Genomic DNA, 17,847 nt, shown 5'->3' with positions numbered 1-17,847 from the left:
ATCTCGCACAATCGCAGGCGATGCGGCTCTCTCTGTTCAAGCGGCAACCCGATCCCGACAGGATCGAGGTTCCCCATGCCGGCACGATCTACCCGGTCGCGGTGAAGCGGCGGGCGAGCGCGCGCCGCATGACCTTGCGCGTCTCGCAGGCGACGGGCGAGATCACGCTGACCTTGCCCGAACGCGCCGATTTCGCCACGGGCCGGCTATTCGCCGAGAAGCATGGCGGCTGGATCGCGGCGCGCCTCGCCAAGCGGCCGCTATCGGTTCCGTTCGAGCCCGGCCAGAGTATCCCCTATCGCGGCGCGCCGCACCGCATCGTGCATTGGTCGAAGGTGCGCGGCGTCACCCATGCGACGACCGACAAGGATGGTGCGGCGATCATCGCGGTGGCGGGGGAGGCCGTGCATGTGCCTCGCCGCGTCAAGGATTTCCTGCGCCGCGCCGCGCTCGAGGATCTCGAGCGCGCCGTCAGGACGCACACGGCGACGCTCGGCATCCCGGCACGCAAGATCACCATCCGCGACACCACCAGCCGCTGGGGTTCGTGCTCGTCCAAGGGCCATTTGAACTTCTCCTGGCGCTTGATCCTGGCGCCGCCGCTGGTGCTCGACTATCTCGCCGCCCATGAGGTCGCCCATCTCAAGGAGATGAACCATTCGCACCGCTTCTGGACCCTGACCCATAAGCTCTGCCCGCGCACGGAAGAGGCGGAAGCCTGGCTCAAGCGCCATGGCGCGGGGCTGCACGGCTTCGGCTGAAACTCGACAGCACAATGCTCCCGGCCGAGAGCCGGATGATGTCGGATGGCATCACAAAGTGATCCCATCCGACATCTGAATCCGTCTTTCATCAAGGAGTTAGAGCAGGATCGAAGCGAAAAACCGGTTTCCACTTTTTCGCATCCTGCTCTAGATAGCGGGCACAGCCAGCCCAAGGGTCGCGACCTCCATGAAACTCCGTCCCGATACGCTGGCGATGACCGCCGTCCTCGCCATGCTGACGGCGCTTGGGCCGCTCTCGACCGATTTCTACCTGCCGTCGCTGCCTGAGATCGTGCGGGTGATGGAAACGGATGTCGCGGGCGCGCAGGCGACCTTGTCCTCCTTCCTCTTCGGCTATGCCGGCGGTCAGGTCATCTGGGGCCCGCTCTCCGACCGGCTCGGCCGCAAGCCCATCCTGCTCGCCGGGCTGGCCCTCTTCCTGCTGGCGACGCTGGCTTGCGCGCTCGCGCCTTCGATCGGGGCGCTGACGGCGGCGCGCGCCGTCCAGGCCTTTGGCGCGTCCGGCCCGATCGTGCTCGGCCGCGCCATGGTGCGCGATCTCTATGAGGGGCCGCGCGCCGGCCGCGAAATGGCGCGCATGGGCATGATCATGGGGCTGGTGCCGGCGGTCGCGCCGGTCCTGGGCGGCCTCTTGCAGGACGCTTTCGGCTGGCGCTCGACCTTCGTCGCCTCGCTCGTCTTCGCGCTCGGCCTCGCCGCGACGATCATTCTCGTCATGCCCGAGACGCTCAGGGCGCGCACGCCCGGCGCCCTCTCCATCCCCGCGATCTTCCGCGGCTTCGGCGTGCTGCTGCAGAACCGCGCCTTTCGCGTCTATGTCGGCTTGACGGCGCTGGCCTATGCCGGGCTCTTCGCCTTCATTTCGGGCTCGTCCTTCGTGCTGATCGGCATCTACGGCCTGTCGCCGGTGCAGTATGGCTTGTCCTTCGGCTTCGGCGTCCTCGGCTTCATCGGCGGCACCATCCTCGCCCAGCGCCTCGTCGGCTCGCGCGGGCTGGACGGCGTCATCGCGATCGGCGTGGCCTGTCTCGCCGGTGGTGGCGTGGCGATGCTGATTTGCGTCGCGGCTGGTATCGGCGGGCCGTTCGGCGTGGTCGTACCGATGGCGCTCTATGCCTGCGGCATCGGGCTGACCATGCCGCAGTCGCAAGCCTCGGCGATGATGCCGTTTCCCGACAGGGCGGGCGCGGCCTCGTCCTTCAACGGGCTCTGCCAGATGCTGCTTTCGGCCTGCGTCGGGCTTCTCGTCGGCCATGCCCTGAAGGGCACGGCGCTGCCGCTGCCGCTGGTGATGTCGGCGCTCGGCGTGGCCGCGCTGGTGCTGTTCAAGGCAAGCGCTGCGGTTCGGGCCGAAAAAACCTAGACCATTGTTTTAACACGTTTTCTTCACGCGAACCGGTATCCGCTTCACTTGAAAACGCTCTAGATTCTCGAGTTCGCACGGGTTGTTTCGAAAACTGCATTCGCTGCTCGAGCCGATGCTTCGACCCCTACGTCCGCTCGGTTTTGCCTGCGATCACGCCGGCAAGGACCAATGCGACGACGCCGATCGGGCACATCACGACATAGTACAGCACGGCGTCGCCATGTGACCGCAGAACGTTGTCCAGCACCGCGCCCGTCATGAGCGTCATCGCAAGAGCGCCGATGCAGGCCCAGCCCTTCCAATGCACGGGAAAAAAGCGGCCGAGTCTTGACGAGGTGAACCAGGGTTCCTTCATCGAAGTCTCTGCCACCGAGCAAGACTCCGCCACCGAGCATCAGCCGCCAAACAGCTTCTGCAGCAGGTTCTTCCCCTGCGGCGCCGGCGGCACCCAGCTGCGTTCGCTGTCGGCCGTCTGCGTATTGGCGGGCGGGCGGGCGGCCGCGACCGGCGCGCCATTGTCGAAGATCGATTTCGGCCCGCTGCGCCAGAGCCCGCCCGGCAGGGGCGCAGGCTGCATGCCGGCATGGGCGGCCTTCATGTACTTGCCCCAGATCTCGGCCGGCAGCCCGCCGCCGGCGACCCGCTTCATCTGGCTGTTGTCGTCATTGCCGAGCCAGACGGCGGTGACGAGGCGGGCCGTGAAGCCGACGAACCAGGCGTCGCGGAAATCCTGGGTGGTGCCCGATTTGCCGCCGACCTCCCAGCCGGGAATGTTGGCCTTGGTGCCGCTGCCGCTGATCATGACCTCGTGGAACATGGTGTTCATCATCGAGAGCGTCTGCGGCTGCACCACGGTGCCGAAACCCGAGCCCTTGCGGGCATAGATCGCTTTGCCGGAGGCCGATTTCACCTCGCGGATGACATAGGGCAGCACCGACTGCCCGCCATTGGCGAAGGTGGCGTAGGCCGTCGTCATCTCCACCGGCGTGACCTCGGAGGTGCCCAGCGCCAGCGAGAAATTGGGCTGCAGGCTCGACGAGATGCCAAGGCGTTGCGCCGTGCGGACCACCTCCTTCGGCGTCACCTCCTGGATGAGCCTGGCAGCGACGGTGTTGAGCGAATGGGCGAAGGCTGTCTGCAGCGTCACTGGGCCGCGATAGCTTCGGGAATAGTTCTCCGGCTCCCAGCCCTTGATCGAGACCGGTGAATCGTCGCGGATCGTGTCCGGCGTCAGGCCTTGCTCCAGCGCGGTCAGATAGACGAAGGGCTTGAAGGACGAACCCGGCTGGCGCTTGGCGGCGGTGGCGCGGTTGAACTGGCTCTTGGTGTAGTCGCGCCCGCCGATCAGGGCGCGCAACGCCCCGTCCGGCGCCATCGAGACGACCGCGCCCTGGCTGACATTGAGCTTGCCGCCTTGCGCCGCCAGAGCCTCGACCAGCGTCGTCTCTGCCGAAGCCTGCAGCTTGGTGTCGATCGTCGTCAGCACGGTGACGTCGCCTTCGACCGCGCCGATGAAGTCGTCGAGTACGTCCATCACATAATCGGCCGCATAATTCACCGACCCGGCGCCGCTGCGTTCCGGCACCTCGGCAGGCGCTGTCAGCGCCGTCTTGGCGGCAGATTGCGAGATGAAGCCTTGATCGGCCATCGCCGCGATCACGAGCTGCGCCCGCTTCTCGGCGGCGTCCGGGTTGCGGTTGGGCGCGAGCCGCGAGGGCGCCTGCACGAGGCCAGCCAGCATCGCCGCCTCCGCGATCGTCACCGAGCGCGCCGATTTGTTGAAATAGCGCTGCGCCGCGGCCTCGACGCCATAGGCGCCCGAACCGAAATAGACGCGATTGAGGTAGAGTTCGAGAATCTGGTTCTTGGAGTAGGTCCGCTCCAGCCACAGCGCCAGGATCGCCTCCTGGATCTTGCGCGCGGCGGTGCGTTCCTGGGTCAGGAACAGGTTCTTGGCGAGCTGCTGCGTCAGCGTCGAGCCGCCTTGTACGCCACCGCGACGGCGCAGGTTGTTGACCATGGCGCGCGCCAGGCCGACCGGGTCGATGCCGAAATGTTCGTAGAAGCGCCGGTCCTCGATCGCCACGAAGGCCTTGGGCAGATAGGGCGGCACCTCGCCGATGGTGATGGTGCGCCCGCCGGTCTCGCCGCGATTGGCGAGCAATGTGCCGTCGGCGGCGAGAATCGCGATATTGGGCGGCCGCTTCGGCACGGTGAGCTGGTTGATCGGCGGCAATTGCGCGGCGTGATAGGCGATCAGCCCGCCCAGCCCGATGGCGCACCAGAGGCCGAGCACCATCGTCCAGTAGAACAGGCCCCCGAGCAGCGAGCGGCCCCTGCGCTTGCGCCGCCGGCCGCCACCATTGCCGCCACCGCCGCTGCTGCGCTTGTCGCGTCGCGGGGCTTCGCGCCGCTCATCGTAACCTGCGGGCGCGCGGTTGCCGCGCCCAGGGCGATCGTCGTCGGACAGACGCATGTCGAAATCGTCGCGGCTTTCGTCGCGTCCGCGTTCGAATGACGGCTCGCGCCGCTCGCCTCGTCTCGCCTTGTCGTTCATTCCGCCCCGTTCAAGCCTGCCGGCACATTCTCAAAAAGGTAAAGCTGCCCTCGCGTCAAACAGGAGTGAAACATGGCGCTTTTAAGGGGCGGTTAAGCCTGGGGCTGGCGGGGATGCGTCGCAGCGTCACGTGAACGTGAAGATGTTGCAATCATGCAAGCCTGTATCGCCGCGCGGAGAATATTGCGCCGCCTGCGACAATCTGCCTATCAAACGCAAAATAAGCCGTCGGGTGGTGATGCCTCGATCGATTCTCCGCGGATCGACGAAGATTCAATGTCGAAATCGCAAGCTACAGAAAGAGAGATACATGCAGGCCCTTAACTCCCTCCAGCGCTATTCGCCCCAGATGCTGGCCGTGCTGCGCATCGTCACGGCATTGATCTTCATCGCTCATGGCACGCAAAAGCTCTTCGGCTTCCCAATCCCGCCCGGAAGCGGCCTGCCGGCCATGTTCACGCTGGGTTGGACCGCGGCGATTCTGGAATTTGTCGGCGGCCTCGCCATCCTGGCTGGTTTCATGACGCGCCCGGTCGCCTTCATCCTGGCCGGCGAGATGGCTGTCGCCTACTGGATGGCGCATGCCCCCCGGAGCTTCTACCCGATCGCGAATGGCGGCGACGCAGCGATCCTGTACTGCTTCATCTTCCTCTATCTCTTCGTCGCCGGCGCCGGCGCCTGGAGCGTCGATAATCGCAGCAAGGCCTGATCGAGCTCGCCTCGACCACGGATACGAAAAAAGCCCGCCTTTCCCAGGGAAAGGCGGGCTTCTTTTTGTCGAATAGGCGAATGCCTCAGACGGAGCCGGCGATCCAGCGCGACAGGTCGCTCTTGGGGGCCGCACCGACCTTCTGCGAGGCCAGCTTACCGTCCTTGAACAGCATCAGGGTCGGAATCGAGCGGATGCCGAACTGGGCGGGGATCGCCTGGTTCTCATCGACGTTCATCTTCACGATCTTGACCTTGCCGTTCATCTCGCCGGCGATTTCCTCGAGCGCCGGGCCGATCATGCGGCAGGGTCCGCACCATTCCGCCCAGAAATCCACCACGACCGGCTCGGAGGACTTCAGGACATCGGCCTCGAAGCTCGCATCGGTCACTTTGGTCGTCGCCATGGCTTGGTCGCCTTTCACAATCTGTTTGGCAGCAGCGCTGCGCTCGGGGTGAAGCTATGAACGCGCAAGGCCCGGGTCAAGGCACGGTCGCAGGCCCTCGAAGCAAGGCTAACCTGCCATTTTCGCCAGAACGGCGTCGAGATCATCCGCTTCCGGCTCGAGCGTCGTCAGCGTCGCGGTGTAGATCGCCAGCGCCCGCACGCGGCGGCCGGGATAGATCGCCCCGACAAGCGCGCGATAGACCGCAAGCTGCGCCAGCGTCGTGGGCGGGATCGCGGCTGCATTCGCGGGGGGCCGCGCCGTGGTCTTGAAATCGGCGATCAGGACTTCATCCTTCGTCACTGCGAGCCGGTCCATCTGGCCCGACACCGCTCGCCGGGAGCCGTCCGCCAGCGAGATCGCGCCGGTGATAGGCACTTCGGCAAGCGAGCCTTCAGCAAAGAGCGCGGCCAGCGCCGGCTCGCGCAGCAAGGCAAGCGCCGCCGTGACGATCCGCGCGCGCCGCTCCGCCGGCAAGCCGCCGCCGCGCGTCGCCGCCAGTGCTTGCGCGACCGCCTCGCGCCGTGCGGCTTCGACTTCGGGCAGTATCTGCAGCAGCAGATGGGCCAACCGGCCCGCGCTTGCGGCCTGGGCAAGGAAGGGTCCGTCGCCTGGCCGCTCAGTGCCGTCGGCGGCAGAGAGCGCGCTCGACGGCTTCAAGGGCGGTGCGGGCTCGTGCTCACGCGGCGCGGGGCGGCCGAACCAGGCGGGGATCTCGATCGCGCCACGCGCTTCCAGCGCTTTGGCGGGCTCGGCAACGCGCGGCGCGGAAACGCGGAAACGCTGGATCACGCCCTGGCCGTCGGGCGCCGGCATATCTTGCAGGCCCTGTTCGGAGGCGGCGAGCCCGGCCGCGACCATCGCATACCAGCTGCCTTCGGGAGCTTCGCCCTTGGGCTGTGCGCCGCAGACGATCAGGCGGTCCTCTGCCCGCGTCAGCGCGACATAAAGCAGGCGGTGGTGCTCCTCGACCATCTGCTGCACGACCAGCGCCTTGGCCGCCCGCGTCGCCTCCGCATCTTCCGCGCCGGCCGGCGGCCAGAGCGGCACGGGCAGGCCGCGTGGCGGGTCGACGGCGAGGATTTTGGGCAAACGCTTGGCGCCGGGTTCGGGCGCGAGGTCGGCCAGGATGACGATCTTCGCCTCCAGCCCCTTGGCGCCGTGCACGGTCATGACGCGAACCTCGCCGGCGCTGGCGGAGAGGTCGCGCTTCACATCGGCCGCCGTGCCGGAAATATGCTGCAGGAAACCGGCGAGCGAAGGGCCGTGGCGGCGCTCATGGTCGAGCGCCGCATTGAGGAAGGCGTCGAGCGCGTCGCCGGCCTCGGCTCCCAGATGCGCCAAGGCGAGATTGCGCCCGCCGCCCGGGCCGAGCAGCCCGGCGAAGAAGCGGAACGGCCCGGAGCGCCCGGCCTCCTCCGCCAGAGCAGCCAGCTTGTGCTCGACGGCCGCATAGCGCGGCTCGTTGGCGCCGGCCTCTCGCAGGGCCTCGCGCAGCGAGCCGGCACGCTCGGGCGCCAGGCGCAGCAGATCGTCGTCGTCGAGCCCGATCAGAGGCGTCTTCAATGCGGTCGCGAGCGTGAGGTCGTCATCGGGCAGCAGCAGCGTCCGCCCGAGCACGATCAGATCCTCGACCGCCGGGTGGTCGGCGAGCGTCAGACGGTCGCGGCCGGTGACGGGCACGCCCTCGTCCTTCAGCGCCTTGACGATCGTTTCGAACAGCGCCCCGCGCTGGCGCAGCAGGATCATCACGTCACCGGGCGCGAAGGGGTGGCCGAGATCGTCCTGCCCGGCCCGCCTCCAGCGGCCGAGCACGCTGGCGATGCGGGAGGCGAGCTTGACGATGCCGCTGCGCCGCTCAGCCGCGTCGACCGGGGTCGTCCAGGCGTCGGGCGGCTCGCCCTGGTCATTGGCGCAGAGCGGCCAGAGATCGACGCAGCCGGGGTCGTTGCGGCGCACCGTGTCATGCGTCTCCGGTCGCATAGCGCCGTCGAAGACCAGGCCGCGGGCATGGTCGGGCGCGGCGAAGACCGCATCGACCGCTTGCATGATGTCGCTGGTCGAACGGAAGGAGGTGTTGAGGCTGACCGGCTCGAAACGCTGCCCGGCCTCCTCGATGCGTCGGCCGAGCCGCTGGCGCTCGTCGCCAAAAGCCTTCGGCATCGCGCCCTGGAAGCCGTAGATCGACTGCTTCTCGTCGCCGACGACGAAGACGGTGCGCGGCTTGAGCGCATCCTCGCCTGCGCCGAGACCGGTGCTGAACTCCTCGGCGAGCTTGCCCAGGATCGCCCATTGCGCCTCGCTGGTGTCCTGCGCCTCGTCGAGCAGGATGTGGTCGATGCCGGCGTCGAGCTTGTAGAGCACCCAGGTCGCCTCGACGCGGGAGAGCAGCGAGCGCGTCTTGGCGATCAGGTCGTCATAGTCGAGCAGCGAGCGCTCGCTCTTCAAGCGCTGATAGGAGGCGAGCATCCGCGTCACCAGCAGCGCCAGGGCATGGCTGCGGTCGCGAATGGCGATGGCGTTGAGCTGGTCGCTCGCCGCGAGCACGCCGGCTGCAAGGCTTTCCAGCACCGAGAGCAGATCCGGCTCGAATTCGGATTTGCCCTTGCCGCGGATATTGGCGTTGATGCTGCCGGCCTCGGTGATGAAGCCGCGCCGGCACTGGGCGACCGGGTCGCTATCGCCCTGTTCGGCGAGCAGCGCGCGCAGATTCGCGGCGAAAAGCTGCCGCGTGGCGCTGCCTGCTTCCAGCCCGGCGATCAGGCGCGGCAGCCCGCCCATCCCGGCGAGCATCCGGCGGAAGGAGGCCTGCACCTCCTCGGCGCTCAGATCGGGCGCGATGCGCAGAAAGGCCGCCATGCCGTTGCGCATCTCGCCGGCGTCTCGTGCCCGCCCCTGCGCATCGCTGAACAGGGCGCGCTGGCGCAGCGCCTCCTGCATCATCGCATCGAATGTGTCCTGCGCCGCCTGCCGGGCGAGCAGGTCGAGCGCCTTGGCCTCCGCGCCTTCCGGATCGGCTGCGATCAGCGTCAGCAAGGCGCGCCGCGCATCGCGCAGCATCTCGGCCTGGGCGAGATCATCCGCGACCTCGAAGCGCGGCGGCACATTCGCCTCGAAGGGGGCCGATTGCAGCACCCGCGTGCAGAAGGCGTGAATGGTCTCGATCTTCAGGCCGCCCGGCGTCTCCAGCGCCTGCGCGAAGAGCCGCCGCGCCGTCGCGCGCTGGTCGGGGGAGGAGGTTTTCCCGGTCAGCGCCGTGAGCAGCTCCGCCAAGTGGGCATCGGGCATGGTCGCCCATTCCGAGAGCGCCTTGAAGATGCGGTTCGCCATATTGGCGGCGGCCGCCTTGGTATAGGTGATGCAGAGCATGCGGCCGGGTTCGACGCCGTCGAGCAGCAATCGCAGCACGCGGTTGACCAGCACATAGGTCTTGCCCGAGCCGGCATTGGCCGAGACCCAGGCGCTGAGGCGCGGGTTTGCGGCGAGCGCCTGCCTTTGCTGGGTCAGCGGCGGAATCTGGGGTGCCGACCTCATGCCTCGCCCCCCTCATCCTCGCTGGAGGCGGCCGACCATTCCTTGACGCGGGCGAGCTGGTCATAGGGGCTGGCATATTTGATGTAGTCGGGCGCGCGCCGCGAGACGAAGGCTTCGCGTCCGCTGCGGAGCGCGTCGAGATGCTGCAGCAGGCGCTCCAGATGGCGCGCGGCAACATCGGCCAAAGGCTCGCCGTCGAAATCGAGCGGCTTGTCCTTGGCCCAGGCCTTCGGATCATGATGCAGCTTGAGATAGATGAGCGCCTCGACCGGCGTCGGGCCGATCAGGTCGCGGAAGCCGGCGCGGGCCGCGAGCTCCGCTTCCAGCGTCAATTGCGGCGCGAAACCCTTCTCGACCTGCGCCTTGCTCGGCGGCGCGCCGGTCTTGAAGTCGATGATCCTGAGCTTCGGCTCATGCGTCACCTCGATACGGTCGGCCCGGCCGCTCAAGCGCAATTCGGCGCCGTCAGCGAGCGTGAAGGCGAAGCCCGTGCCGCGTTCGACAGCGACACGCGCCAATGTCCCGCGCCGCCTCTCCTCCCAGGCGATGAAATGGTCCGCCGTGAGCAGGAAGCGCGGCCACCAGAAGGCGCGCACCTCCGGGGTATCAGTGAAATCCTCGAACAGCCGGTCTGCGATGGCGATCAGGCGGCCAAGCGCATCGGCCGGCAATTGCTCGGGATAGGTCTGCGCGAAGGTCGCGACGATGTCGTGCAGCAGGCTGCCACGGTCGGCGGCTGTGGGATCCTCGATCAAGGGGTCGAGCGCGTCGAGCTTCAGGATCTTGCGGGCGTGGATCTGGTAGGGGTCGCGATACAGCGTCTCGACATCGGTGACGCTGAGCGAGAGCGGCTGGAGATGCCGCGCCGGCTTCGGCGCGGGCCGCCCCGTTGGCCGCACTGGCGAGGGCGTGCTGAGTTGGTCGGCCAAAGCGATCAATCGGTCACCGGCCGCGCTCGCCTGGCTCCAGAGCGGGGGTGGCGTCACCGCTTTCAGCCGCAGCCAGAAGCGCGAGGCGATGGTCTCGGATTCGCCGGCCTTGCGCGCTCGCGTCAGCGTCACCTGCCTTGCCATCAGCGCCTGCAAGAAGTCATGCGCGGTCTGGCCGATCCTCCGTTCCGGCTGCGACAGCTTGAGCTCGGTCCGCATCGGCCGGTTGATGAAGGAATCCGTCTTCGTTTCCGGCGGCCAGACCAGCTCGTTCAGCCCGCCGAGCACGATATGGTCGGCTTCGAGCAGGCGGGCTTCGAGCAGGCCCCAGATTTTGACGCGCGGATGGCCGCCGCCCGACCGCCTGACCACGCGCTCCGCCAGCAGCCCGTCGAGGATCGCGATGAAATCCTGGGCCCGCCCGCCTGCGGGCATGTCGGCTTCCGCACCAGTGAGATCGTCGAAGAGCCCCGCCAACGCCTCGCCATCCGCACCTGTGAAGGCGAGCGTGTTTCCGTCCGGGTCGCGGGCAAAAGCCTCGATCGCGGATTTTGCCGCGGCAGTGGTGGTAGCGAGCGAGGCGTCTGGCGCCCGCAAGGCATCGATCAATGGGCCGAGCGCCGCACAAAGCGTATCGAGAAGCAGTGCGGCGGCGGCCTGATCCTCGGGCTTGAGCCGCCGGCGCGGGCCCGGCGCGTGCGGTTCCAGCTTGAGCCCCGCCAGGCCGGCCAGGGCGATGCACAGACCGTCCAGCCCCTTGGCCACCGAGACACCGCGCCAACTGCCGATCTCCAGCGTGGCTGCTCCACGCGCGACGGCCTCGGGCGTCAACCCCAACCGGCAGAGCGGATGCGCCAGCAAGGCGACCAGGCTCGCCGGGCTCGCCTGCGTCAAGGCGGCCTCCAGGATCAATCGCAGCAGCGCACCTGCCGGCCAGCGCGCCAGCGGCAGGCCGGCGGAATCGTCGATCTCGATGCCCCAGCGCCGCAGCTCGATGCCGACACGCTCGGCCAGCCCGCGATCGGGCGTGATCAAAGCCGCCTGCAGGCCCGGCTCCTCGAGCGTCTCGCGCAGGGCGATCGCGACAGCCAGCGCCTCCTCGCGCTCGGCCGAGGCCTCGACGATGCGCAGATCGCGAAAACCGGCCTCGGAGCTCGCAACGTTGATGCGATCCGCCAGATCGGCCCAGGCCTCGGTCACGGAAGCCGGCAGCAAGGCCTCGCGCAGCAGGACCTCCCGGCTCGCGCGGCTGGCGTCGGGCTCGGCCAATGAGCGGACGTCGGCACGGGTGGCTTCGAGAATCTGCATGAGATGATGCAGCGCCGCCTGCGGATGCGACGGTGCAGGCTCGGTCTCGATCGCGCTCCAGGCTCTTTCCGGCAAAGCGAGATCGAGGCCCGGCAGCACCACCGCGCCGTTGGGCAGGCGCGCGATAGCCGCGAGCAGCCGCGCCGTCGCCGGGATCGTGCCGGTCGAGCCTGCGGCGATGATCGGCCCCGTCGCGCCGCCCGCGAGCAATCGCTCCCGCTCGGCCGCGAGCATGGCGTTGCGGAAGGCCGCCGGATCGCAGGCGTCGCGCTCGGCCAGGATCGCCGGCCAGGCCTCGCCCAGGATCGCCAGGAAGCTGGCGTTGAGCTGCCAGATCTTGTCGAAGCGCGTCGCATCCAGCGTCCGCAGCCGCTCGACCGGGACGCCCTCGGTCTGCAACTGGTCGAGCAGCGCGGCGAGATCACCGGCAAGCCCGTAAGCCTCGGCGAGGGTGGCCGGGACGAGCGAAGGCTCGGCCGGATCGAGCTTGAGATGGCTGCGATTGGCTGATTTGCCCCAGGCGTCGACCAGCCGCGTCAAGAGCATGCGCCTGACCAGCGGGTCGATCGGCGCGACGCGCTCATCCGTCCAGGCGCCGGCGCCGACCAGGGCGGTCTCGGCCTCGTCGACATCGCCGAGCGGCACGATCCGCGGCAACAGCAGCGGCTGGCCGCCGAGCTTGTCCGAAAGGCTGGCGGCGAAGGCGCGCGCGGCCCGGCGCGTCGGCAGATAGAGCGTCGTGCGCGCCATCGCTGCGGGATCGTCGGGGTCGTGGATCCTGCCGAAGCGGCCATCCAGCATCGCCTGCGCCAGCACCTCCAGAAAGGGCGCGCCAGCGGGAATGCTGAAGAGGTTGAGTTCAGGCATCGAGCGCCTGCGCCGCCGCGAGGGCGGCTTCGGCGGGCGCGATTTCATGCGGTGCGCCGATATGCAGCCATTGCCCTTCGAGCAGATGGCCGAAGAGCCGGCCCGTGGAGATGGCGCGGTCGAACAGCAGATTGAGCGAGAACGACCCTTCCGGTGTCCCGGCGAAGAAAGCAGGCGTCAACACGGAGACGCCTGCGAAGATGTAAGGCGCGCTCGCAGCCTGGCCGCGCCGGGTCAGACGCCCGGCATCGTCGCTGACGAAATCTCCGGCTCCTGTGAAGCCCACGCTGGTCTCGCGCCGGGCCAGGAGAAGCAGCATGTCCATGCGCGCCGGATCCCAGGCCTGCGCCATCGCCGCGAGATTGGAGATGCCGGTCTCGCTCCAGAGCGTATCCGAATTGACGCTGAAGAAAGGCCCGTCGCCGAGCAGCGGCAGCGCCTTTTTGGTGCCGCCCCCGGTCTCCAGCAGCTCGGCCCGCTCATCGGAGATCACGATCCGGGGGTTCGTCCTCTCCGCGACATGCGTCTCGATCTGCGAGGCGAGGTGGTGGACATTGACGACCACCTCCTCGACCCCGGCCTCGGCCAGCCGGTCGAGCGCATGGTCGAGCATCGCCTTGCCGCCGATCCTGACCAGCGGCTTGGGCAGCGTATCGGTGATCGGCCGCATGCGCTGGCCCAGCCCTGCCGCCAGAACCATTGCCCGGCGGATTGGTGGCGATGCGGCTTCCGTCACGCGAATCTCCCTCGATTGAATAAGCTTATCAGACGTCCGCGTCGGTCGTCCCGGGCGACCCACCGGGTCCGGCCTTCGGCCGGCCCGATGGCAGGCTCCGTGAGACCGGGGACCCATGCCGGAACGGTTCAGGCATGGGTCCCGGATCAGCGCGGCTTCGCCGCTTGTCCGGGACGACGTCGCGGGTATGAGACGGATGCCTTGCAGCACTATGGGGAGATCACCCGACCGCAAACAGCTTCGGCAGATGCGCCTGATACCAGCCCTTGAGCTCTTCGAGCGCGGGATGCTCGAGATTGCGGCGCAGATAGGCTTCGATGCGCGGGAGGTGCTCGAGATAGGCGGGCTTGCCGTCGCGCCGGTCGAGCCGCGCGAAGATGCCGGCGATCTTGGTGTTGCGTTGCGCGCCGAGGATCGCATAGGCGCGGGCGAAGCCGGCGAGGTCGAAAGCGGGATCGTCGCCGCGCCGCGCCGCGCCATAAGCCGCAAGCAGCCGCAATTCCAGGGCGGCGGACACGTCGACGCGCGCATCCTGGCCCAATGAGACGAGGTCATAAGCGGGGTGCCCGAGCACCGCGTCCTGGAAATCGATCAATCCGAGCTGAGCAAGCCCTTGGCGCCTCTGTAGCCAGATCAGGTTGGGCGAATGGAAATCCCGCAAGGTCCAGGTCGAGGGCGCTTCCAGGATCTCGTCGAAGAGCCGGCCCCAGATCCGCCCGAACTCGGCCTGGGTCACCGCCGGCAGCGTCACGCCGGCGATATGGGGCGCATACCATTCCAGGATCAGCTCGGTCTCGATCGCCAGCGCGCCGCGGTCGTAATCGGGCACGACATGGTCGCGGCCCTCAGTGACGGGCAGGATCGTCGGCAAGGTATGGCGGTGCAAATCGGCGAGCAGCCGGGCGGCGGTCTCGTAGCGCTCCGGGATCGGGCCGTCCGCGTCAAGCACGCCCTCCTCGCCGAGATCCTCGATCAGCAGCAGCCCGGTCGAGAGATCCTGGGCGAGGATTTCCGGCGCGGAATAGCCCAGCGAATGCAGGCCGCGATCCATCGCCACGAAGGCGTCGATGGTCTCGGCCAGATGCGCGATGGCGCTGTAGGGCTTGCCTTGCCGTATGGCGGGTCCGTCCGGACGCGGCGGCGAGATCATCAGGATCGCGCTTTCGCCATTGCCGCGCGTCAAGCGCTCATAGGCGCGGCTGGAGGCATCGCCTTGCATGAAGTCGCGCTGCGCCTCGCCCCAGCCGGCATCGTCGAGCATATGCCGCGTCGCGATCGCGATGCTGAGCCGCTGACGCCAGAGCACGCCGCCGGCAAGCATCGCGATGCGGCCCGTCTCGGGGTTTGCCGGATCGACGTCGAGCACGATGTCGAGGCGGCGTCCGGCGGGCAGCCGCGTGCCGGCGCGGTCGGGCCACTCGACCAGGGTGACGATGCGATCGAGATCCTCGATCAGCCCGATATCGTCGAGCTCGTCGGGTGAACGGACGCGGTAGAGATCGGCATGGAGCACGGGCCCGCGCGGGGTGTCGTAGCTCTGCACCAGGGTGAAGGTCGGGCTCGGCGCTTCCAGGGCCGGGTCGCCGGCGAGTTCGCGCAGGATCGCCCGCGCCAATGCGGATTTCCCGGCGCCGAGATGGCCTGACAACGCGACGATGTCGCCCGGCTTCAGGATGGCGGCGAGATCGGCCGCCAGCCGCGCGGTCGCCGCCTCGTCGACCAGCAGGAGCCGATGCGCGCCGCCTTTCGCCAGCTCCTCGCTCATTCCGCCGCATCCGAAAGCGGCAGGCCCTCGGACGGGAACACGGCGGTCACCCGCGTGCCGCGCCCCGGCGCCGAATCGAGCTCGACGCGCCCGCCATGCAGTTCGACGATCGAGCGCACGATCGAGAGGCCCAGGCCGACGCCGCGATGGTTGGAGCCGAGCGAATGGCTCTCGAAGCGGTCGAACACCTTCTCCTTCACCTCGGCGGGGATGCCGCGGCCTTGATCGCTGACGGTGATGCGGACTTGGCCCCCGCTGCGCACCGCGCCAACCGTGATGGTCTGACCCGGCGAGGAGAAGCCGATCGCATTCGAGATCAGGTTGAACAGCACCTGGCGCAGCCGCTTGCCGTCGGCCCGCAACGGCCCCGTCTGTGGAGCGATCTCGACCTGCAGCTTCATCTTGCTGTCGGTCAACCGGTCGTGCAGCCCCGCCGCCGCCTCGGCGATGGTCTCGGCGACGTCGACGTCGTTCAGCTCCAGCGTCAGCGCGCCATTGTCGATCGTGGCGAGGTCCAGGATGTCGTTGATGATCGCAAGCAGCGCGCCCGAGGAGCGCACGATATGGGAGGTGTAGTCGCGCTGCTTCTCGTTCAGGGCGCCGATCGCCTCCGTTCCCAGCAGCTGGGCGAAGCCGATGATGTTGGTCAATGGCGAGCGCAGCTCATAGGAGACGTGGTGGACGAAGTCCTCGCGCAGGCGAGAGACCTTCTCCAGCGCCTCGTTCTTTTCGGTCAGGGCGCGTTCGACGTTCACGCTCGCGGTCACGTCGGCAAACGAGATCAGGGTCGCGCCGTCCGGCAGCGGCGCCGCGGCGCAGTCGAGCACCGAGCCGTCGCGCCGCTCCATCCGGCAACCATAATCCTCGCGCGCGTCGCGCACGCCGGTGATGACGCTGTGCAGCTCGCTCCAGACCTCGTCCTGCGGAAAGAGCGGCCGGCACAGCCTGACGATCTCGTCGATATGGGGTGCGGCGCCGGCAATGTCGGGCTGAATCCGCCAGGCTTGGGCGAAGGCCGGGTTGGAGAGCTTGAGACGCCCGTCCGAGCCGAACACGGCGACGCCCTCGCGCAGCGAATCCAGCGTCTCGCGCTGGGTGCGGGAGAGCGCGTTGAAGCGCGATTCCAGCGTGAAGCGCTCGGTCACGTCGTCGAGCAGATAGGTCACGCCGCCCTGCGGATTGGGGCTCGCGACGACATGGATCGTGCGCCCATCGGGCAGATACCACCAATCCTCGATGGCGCGTGTCGCGGTATAGGCGGCCTGCACGCTGGCCTTCCAGCTGCGGTAGTCGCCGAGCTCGGGCAGGCGGCGCTCGGCCCGGAGCCGGTCGAGGATCTCGCTGTCGCTCGGCTGGCCGTCGAGGAAGCCGGCGTCGAGCGACCAGAGCGTGTCGAAACCGGTATTGCGATAGACCAGGTGCTGGGTAGCGTCGAATACCGCGACTGCAGTCTTCAAACGGTCGAGCGTGCGCACATGAGCGTCCATCTGGCGCTGCAGATCGGTCCGCACGGCCTCCAATTCACTCATATCGGTCGCGATGCCGGCAAAACCGACAGGCGTCGGCAGTTCGAGGATGTCGAGCGTCCGGCGTTGCCCGGCGACGACGGCCGGCGCCCGTACCGAGAAGATGCGCCCCTCGCGCCTGGCCTTGGCCGCGGCCTCGCGCTCGCCCCGGTCGAGCAGCTCAAGGCCGCTCTTGGTCACTTCGGGGCCGTCGGTCGCCTCAACGGCGCGCGCATAGGCGGCGTTGCACCAGGTCAGGCGTCCGTCCGCTGCGCGCGTCCAGGCCGGCTGCTGCAGACCCGCCAGCAAGGCGATCAGGGCGGAATGATCGGACGAGAGGCGCTCCAGGTCGCCGCGCAAGGTCATGACCTGTGCACGTTCGCCGGTGACCTCGCGGAAGCGGATCACCGCGCGCCCGGCGACGGGACGGCCCTCGACATCGATATAGGGACCGGTCTTGGCGCGCAGCGTAAAGCCGAAGGCCTCGCCGCGCTCCTTCAGCGCATCGGTGGCGAGCTCCAGCTTCTTGGCCTCGACCGGGGGGGCCCAGGCGCCGTAGGCCAGCGCCAGTGTCGCGCCCGGCGCGCCGAGGAAGCCGCTATCGCCTTCGAAGATCGGCTGGGCGTCGCGCCCGCTCCAGCTGACCACGACCTGCGGGTCGGCGGCGAGCAAGGCGGCGAGGCGGTCCTGATGACCGCGCGCGGTCTCGAGTTCGCTGGCCATCTCGGCTTCGCGGCGCTGCCAGCGTCCCCGTTCGCGCACATAGATCAGCGAGGTCGTCGTGGCGAAGACGGTAAGGCCGATGAGTAAGAGCGACAGGCTCCCCGTGCTCATCGTCTCGCTACGCAGCGGGGCGAGCCAGTCGGCCTGGGCGAATGTCGCGGTTGGCGCCTGCGCGATGGCGAGGCCGGGAAGAACCGCGTGGCTGCGCCAACCGCCGCCGCTTCGTTTCTGTCGCCTCGACCGTCTCATCCTGCGTCCGTTATCGTTGAAGGCGGCGGGTAGCCTGCCTGGCCACCCAAGCACGCTTGAGAATCGGGCTTGAGGCCGGTCGTTACGCCGTCCTCCTGGACCCGACGCAACGCCTGCCACCACGCCAACCAGATCAGAGCGTCGATCCGGCCCACGCAAAGGGGCGGGCCCGAATCAGCCCCACTCTAATCGTCCGTAGACTCCGGCAGGAAGTGCTTAATGGATGGTAAATCGGGCGAATCTCGAAATCGCGCCACAGATCTCCGGCGATCGTCAAGCAGTAGGCGGCAGATCGTGTCGAGTTACTATTAGTAGTAGTTTTAGTGAAATTCGCGCCTGTTCCAAAAAAGAAAAAGGCCCGGCGATTGC

At 68.0% G+C, this 17,847-nt stretch carries 11 protein-coding genes; 3 read left to right on the top strand and 8 right to left on the bottom strand.

Going from position 1 to position 17,847, the window contains the following annotated elements:
- The first annotated feature begins 20 nt into the window (after nt 1–20).
- Both RMR04_RS30360 and RMR04_RS30355 read left to right on the top strand, forming a co-directional pair.
- Entirely contained in the window at nt 21–761 is a 741-nt protein-coding gene (locus RMR04_RS30360) for a M48 family metallopeptidase (protein WP_311912213.1), read from the top strand.
- Between the two features lie 190 nt (nt 762–951).
- Nucleotides 952–2,148, top strand: coding sequence for a multidrug effflux MFS transporter (locus tag RMR04_RS30355; RefSeq protein WP_311912212.1), 1,197 nt, complete (start codon nt 952–954; stop codon nt 2,146–2,148).
- Nucleotides 2,149–2,275: 127 nt separating this feature from the next.
- Here RMR04_RS30355 and RMR04_RS30350 read toward each other — a convergent pair whose 3' ends face one another.
- On the bottom strand, nt 2,276–2,521 hold the full coding sequence (locus RMR04_RS30350) for a hypothetical protein (RefSeq protein ID WP_311912211.1): 246 nt from the start codon (nt 2,519–2,521) through the stop codon (nt 2,276–2,278).
- 24 nt (nt 2,522–2,545) lie between these two features.
- Nucleotides 2,546–4,708, bottom strand: coding sequence for a transglycosylase domain-containing protein (locus RMR04_RS30345; protein ID WP_410492173.1), 2,163 nt, complete (start codon nt 4,706–4,708; stop codon nt 2,546–2,548).
- A 310-nt stretch (nt 4,709–5,018) separates the two neighbouring features.
- On the opposite strand from RMR04_RS30345, the gene RMR04_RS30340 reads away from it, so the two are divergent.
- A complete protein-coding gene (locus RMR04_RS30340) occupies nt 5,019–5,417 on the top strand; it encodes a DoxX family protein (protein WP_311912209.1) in 399 nt (132 codons plus the stop codon).
- Nucleotides 5,418–5,502: 85 nt separating this feature from the next.
- Here RMR04_RS30340 and trxA read toward each other — a convergent pair whose 3' ends face one another.
- From trxA to RMR04_RS30310, 6 genes are all read right to left on the bottom strand, one after another.
- Nucleotides 5,503–5,823 (bottom strand): thioredoxin, encoded by a 321-nt coding sequence (gene trxA / locus RMR04_RS30335; RefSeq protein ID WP_069689150.1) that lies wholly within the window; start codon nt 5,821–5,823, stop codon nt 5,503–5,505.
- Between the two features lie 108 nt (nt 5,824–5,931).
- Nucleotides 5,932–9,396, bottom strand: coding sequence for a double-strand break repair helicase AddA (addA, locus tag RMR04_RS30330; protein ID WP_311912208.1), 3,465 nt, complete (start codon nt 9,394–9,396; stop codon nt 5,932–5,934).
- On the bottom strand, nt 9,393–12,500 hold the full coding sequence (gene addB, locus RMR04_RS30325) for a double-strand break repair protein AddB (RefSeq protein WP_311912207.1): 3,108 nt from the start codon (nt 12,498–12,500) through the stop codon (nt 9,393–9,395). Before addB ends, addA begins: the two co-directional genes overlap by 4 nt.
- Complete coding sequence (locus RMR04_RS30320) at nt 12,493–13,236, bottom strand: nucleotidyltransferase family protein (RefSeq protein ID WP_311912206.1); 744 nt, start codon at nt 13,234–13,236, stop codon at nt 12,493–12,495. Before RMR04_RS30320 ends, addB begins: the two co-directional genes overlap by 8 nt.
- Before the next feature lie 220 nt (nt 13,237–13,456).
- Nucleotides 13,457–15,001 (bottom strand): tRNA (adenosine(37)-N6)-threonylcarbamoyltransferase complex ATPase subunit type 1 TsaE, encoded by a 1,545-nt coding sequence (gene tsaE, locus RMR04_RS30315; RefSeq protein WP_311912205.1) that lies wholly within the window; start codon nt 14,999–15,001, stop codon nt 13,457–13,459.
- A complete protein-coding gene (locus RMR04_RS30310) occupies nt 14,998–17,478 on the bottom strand; it encodes a sensor histidine kinase (RefSeq protein ID WP_311912204.1) in 2,481 nt (826 codons plus the stop codon). Before RMR04_RS30310 ends, tsaE begins: the two co-directional genes overlap by 4 nt.
- Nucleotides 17,479–17,847 lie beyond the last annotated feature (369 nt).

It is taken from the genome of Bosea sp. 685, assembly GCF_031884435.1.
Taxonomy (GTDB): domain Bacteria; phylum Pseudomonadota; class Alphaproteobacteria; order Rhizobiales; family Beijerinckiaceae; genus Allobosea.
Note: the sequence above shows the minus strand (reverse complement) of the source record. Positions and strands in the feature narration are given on the sequence as shown.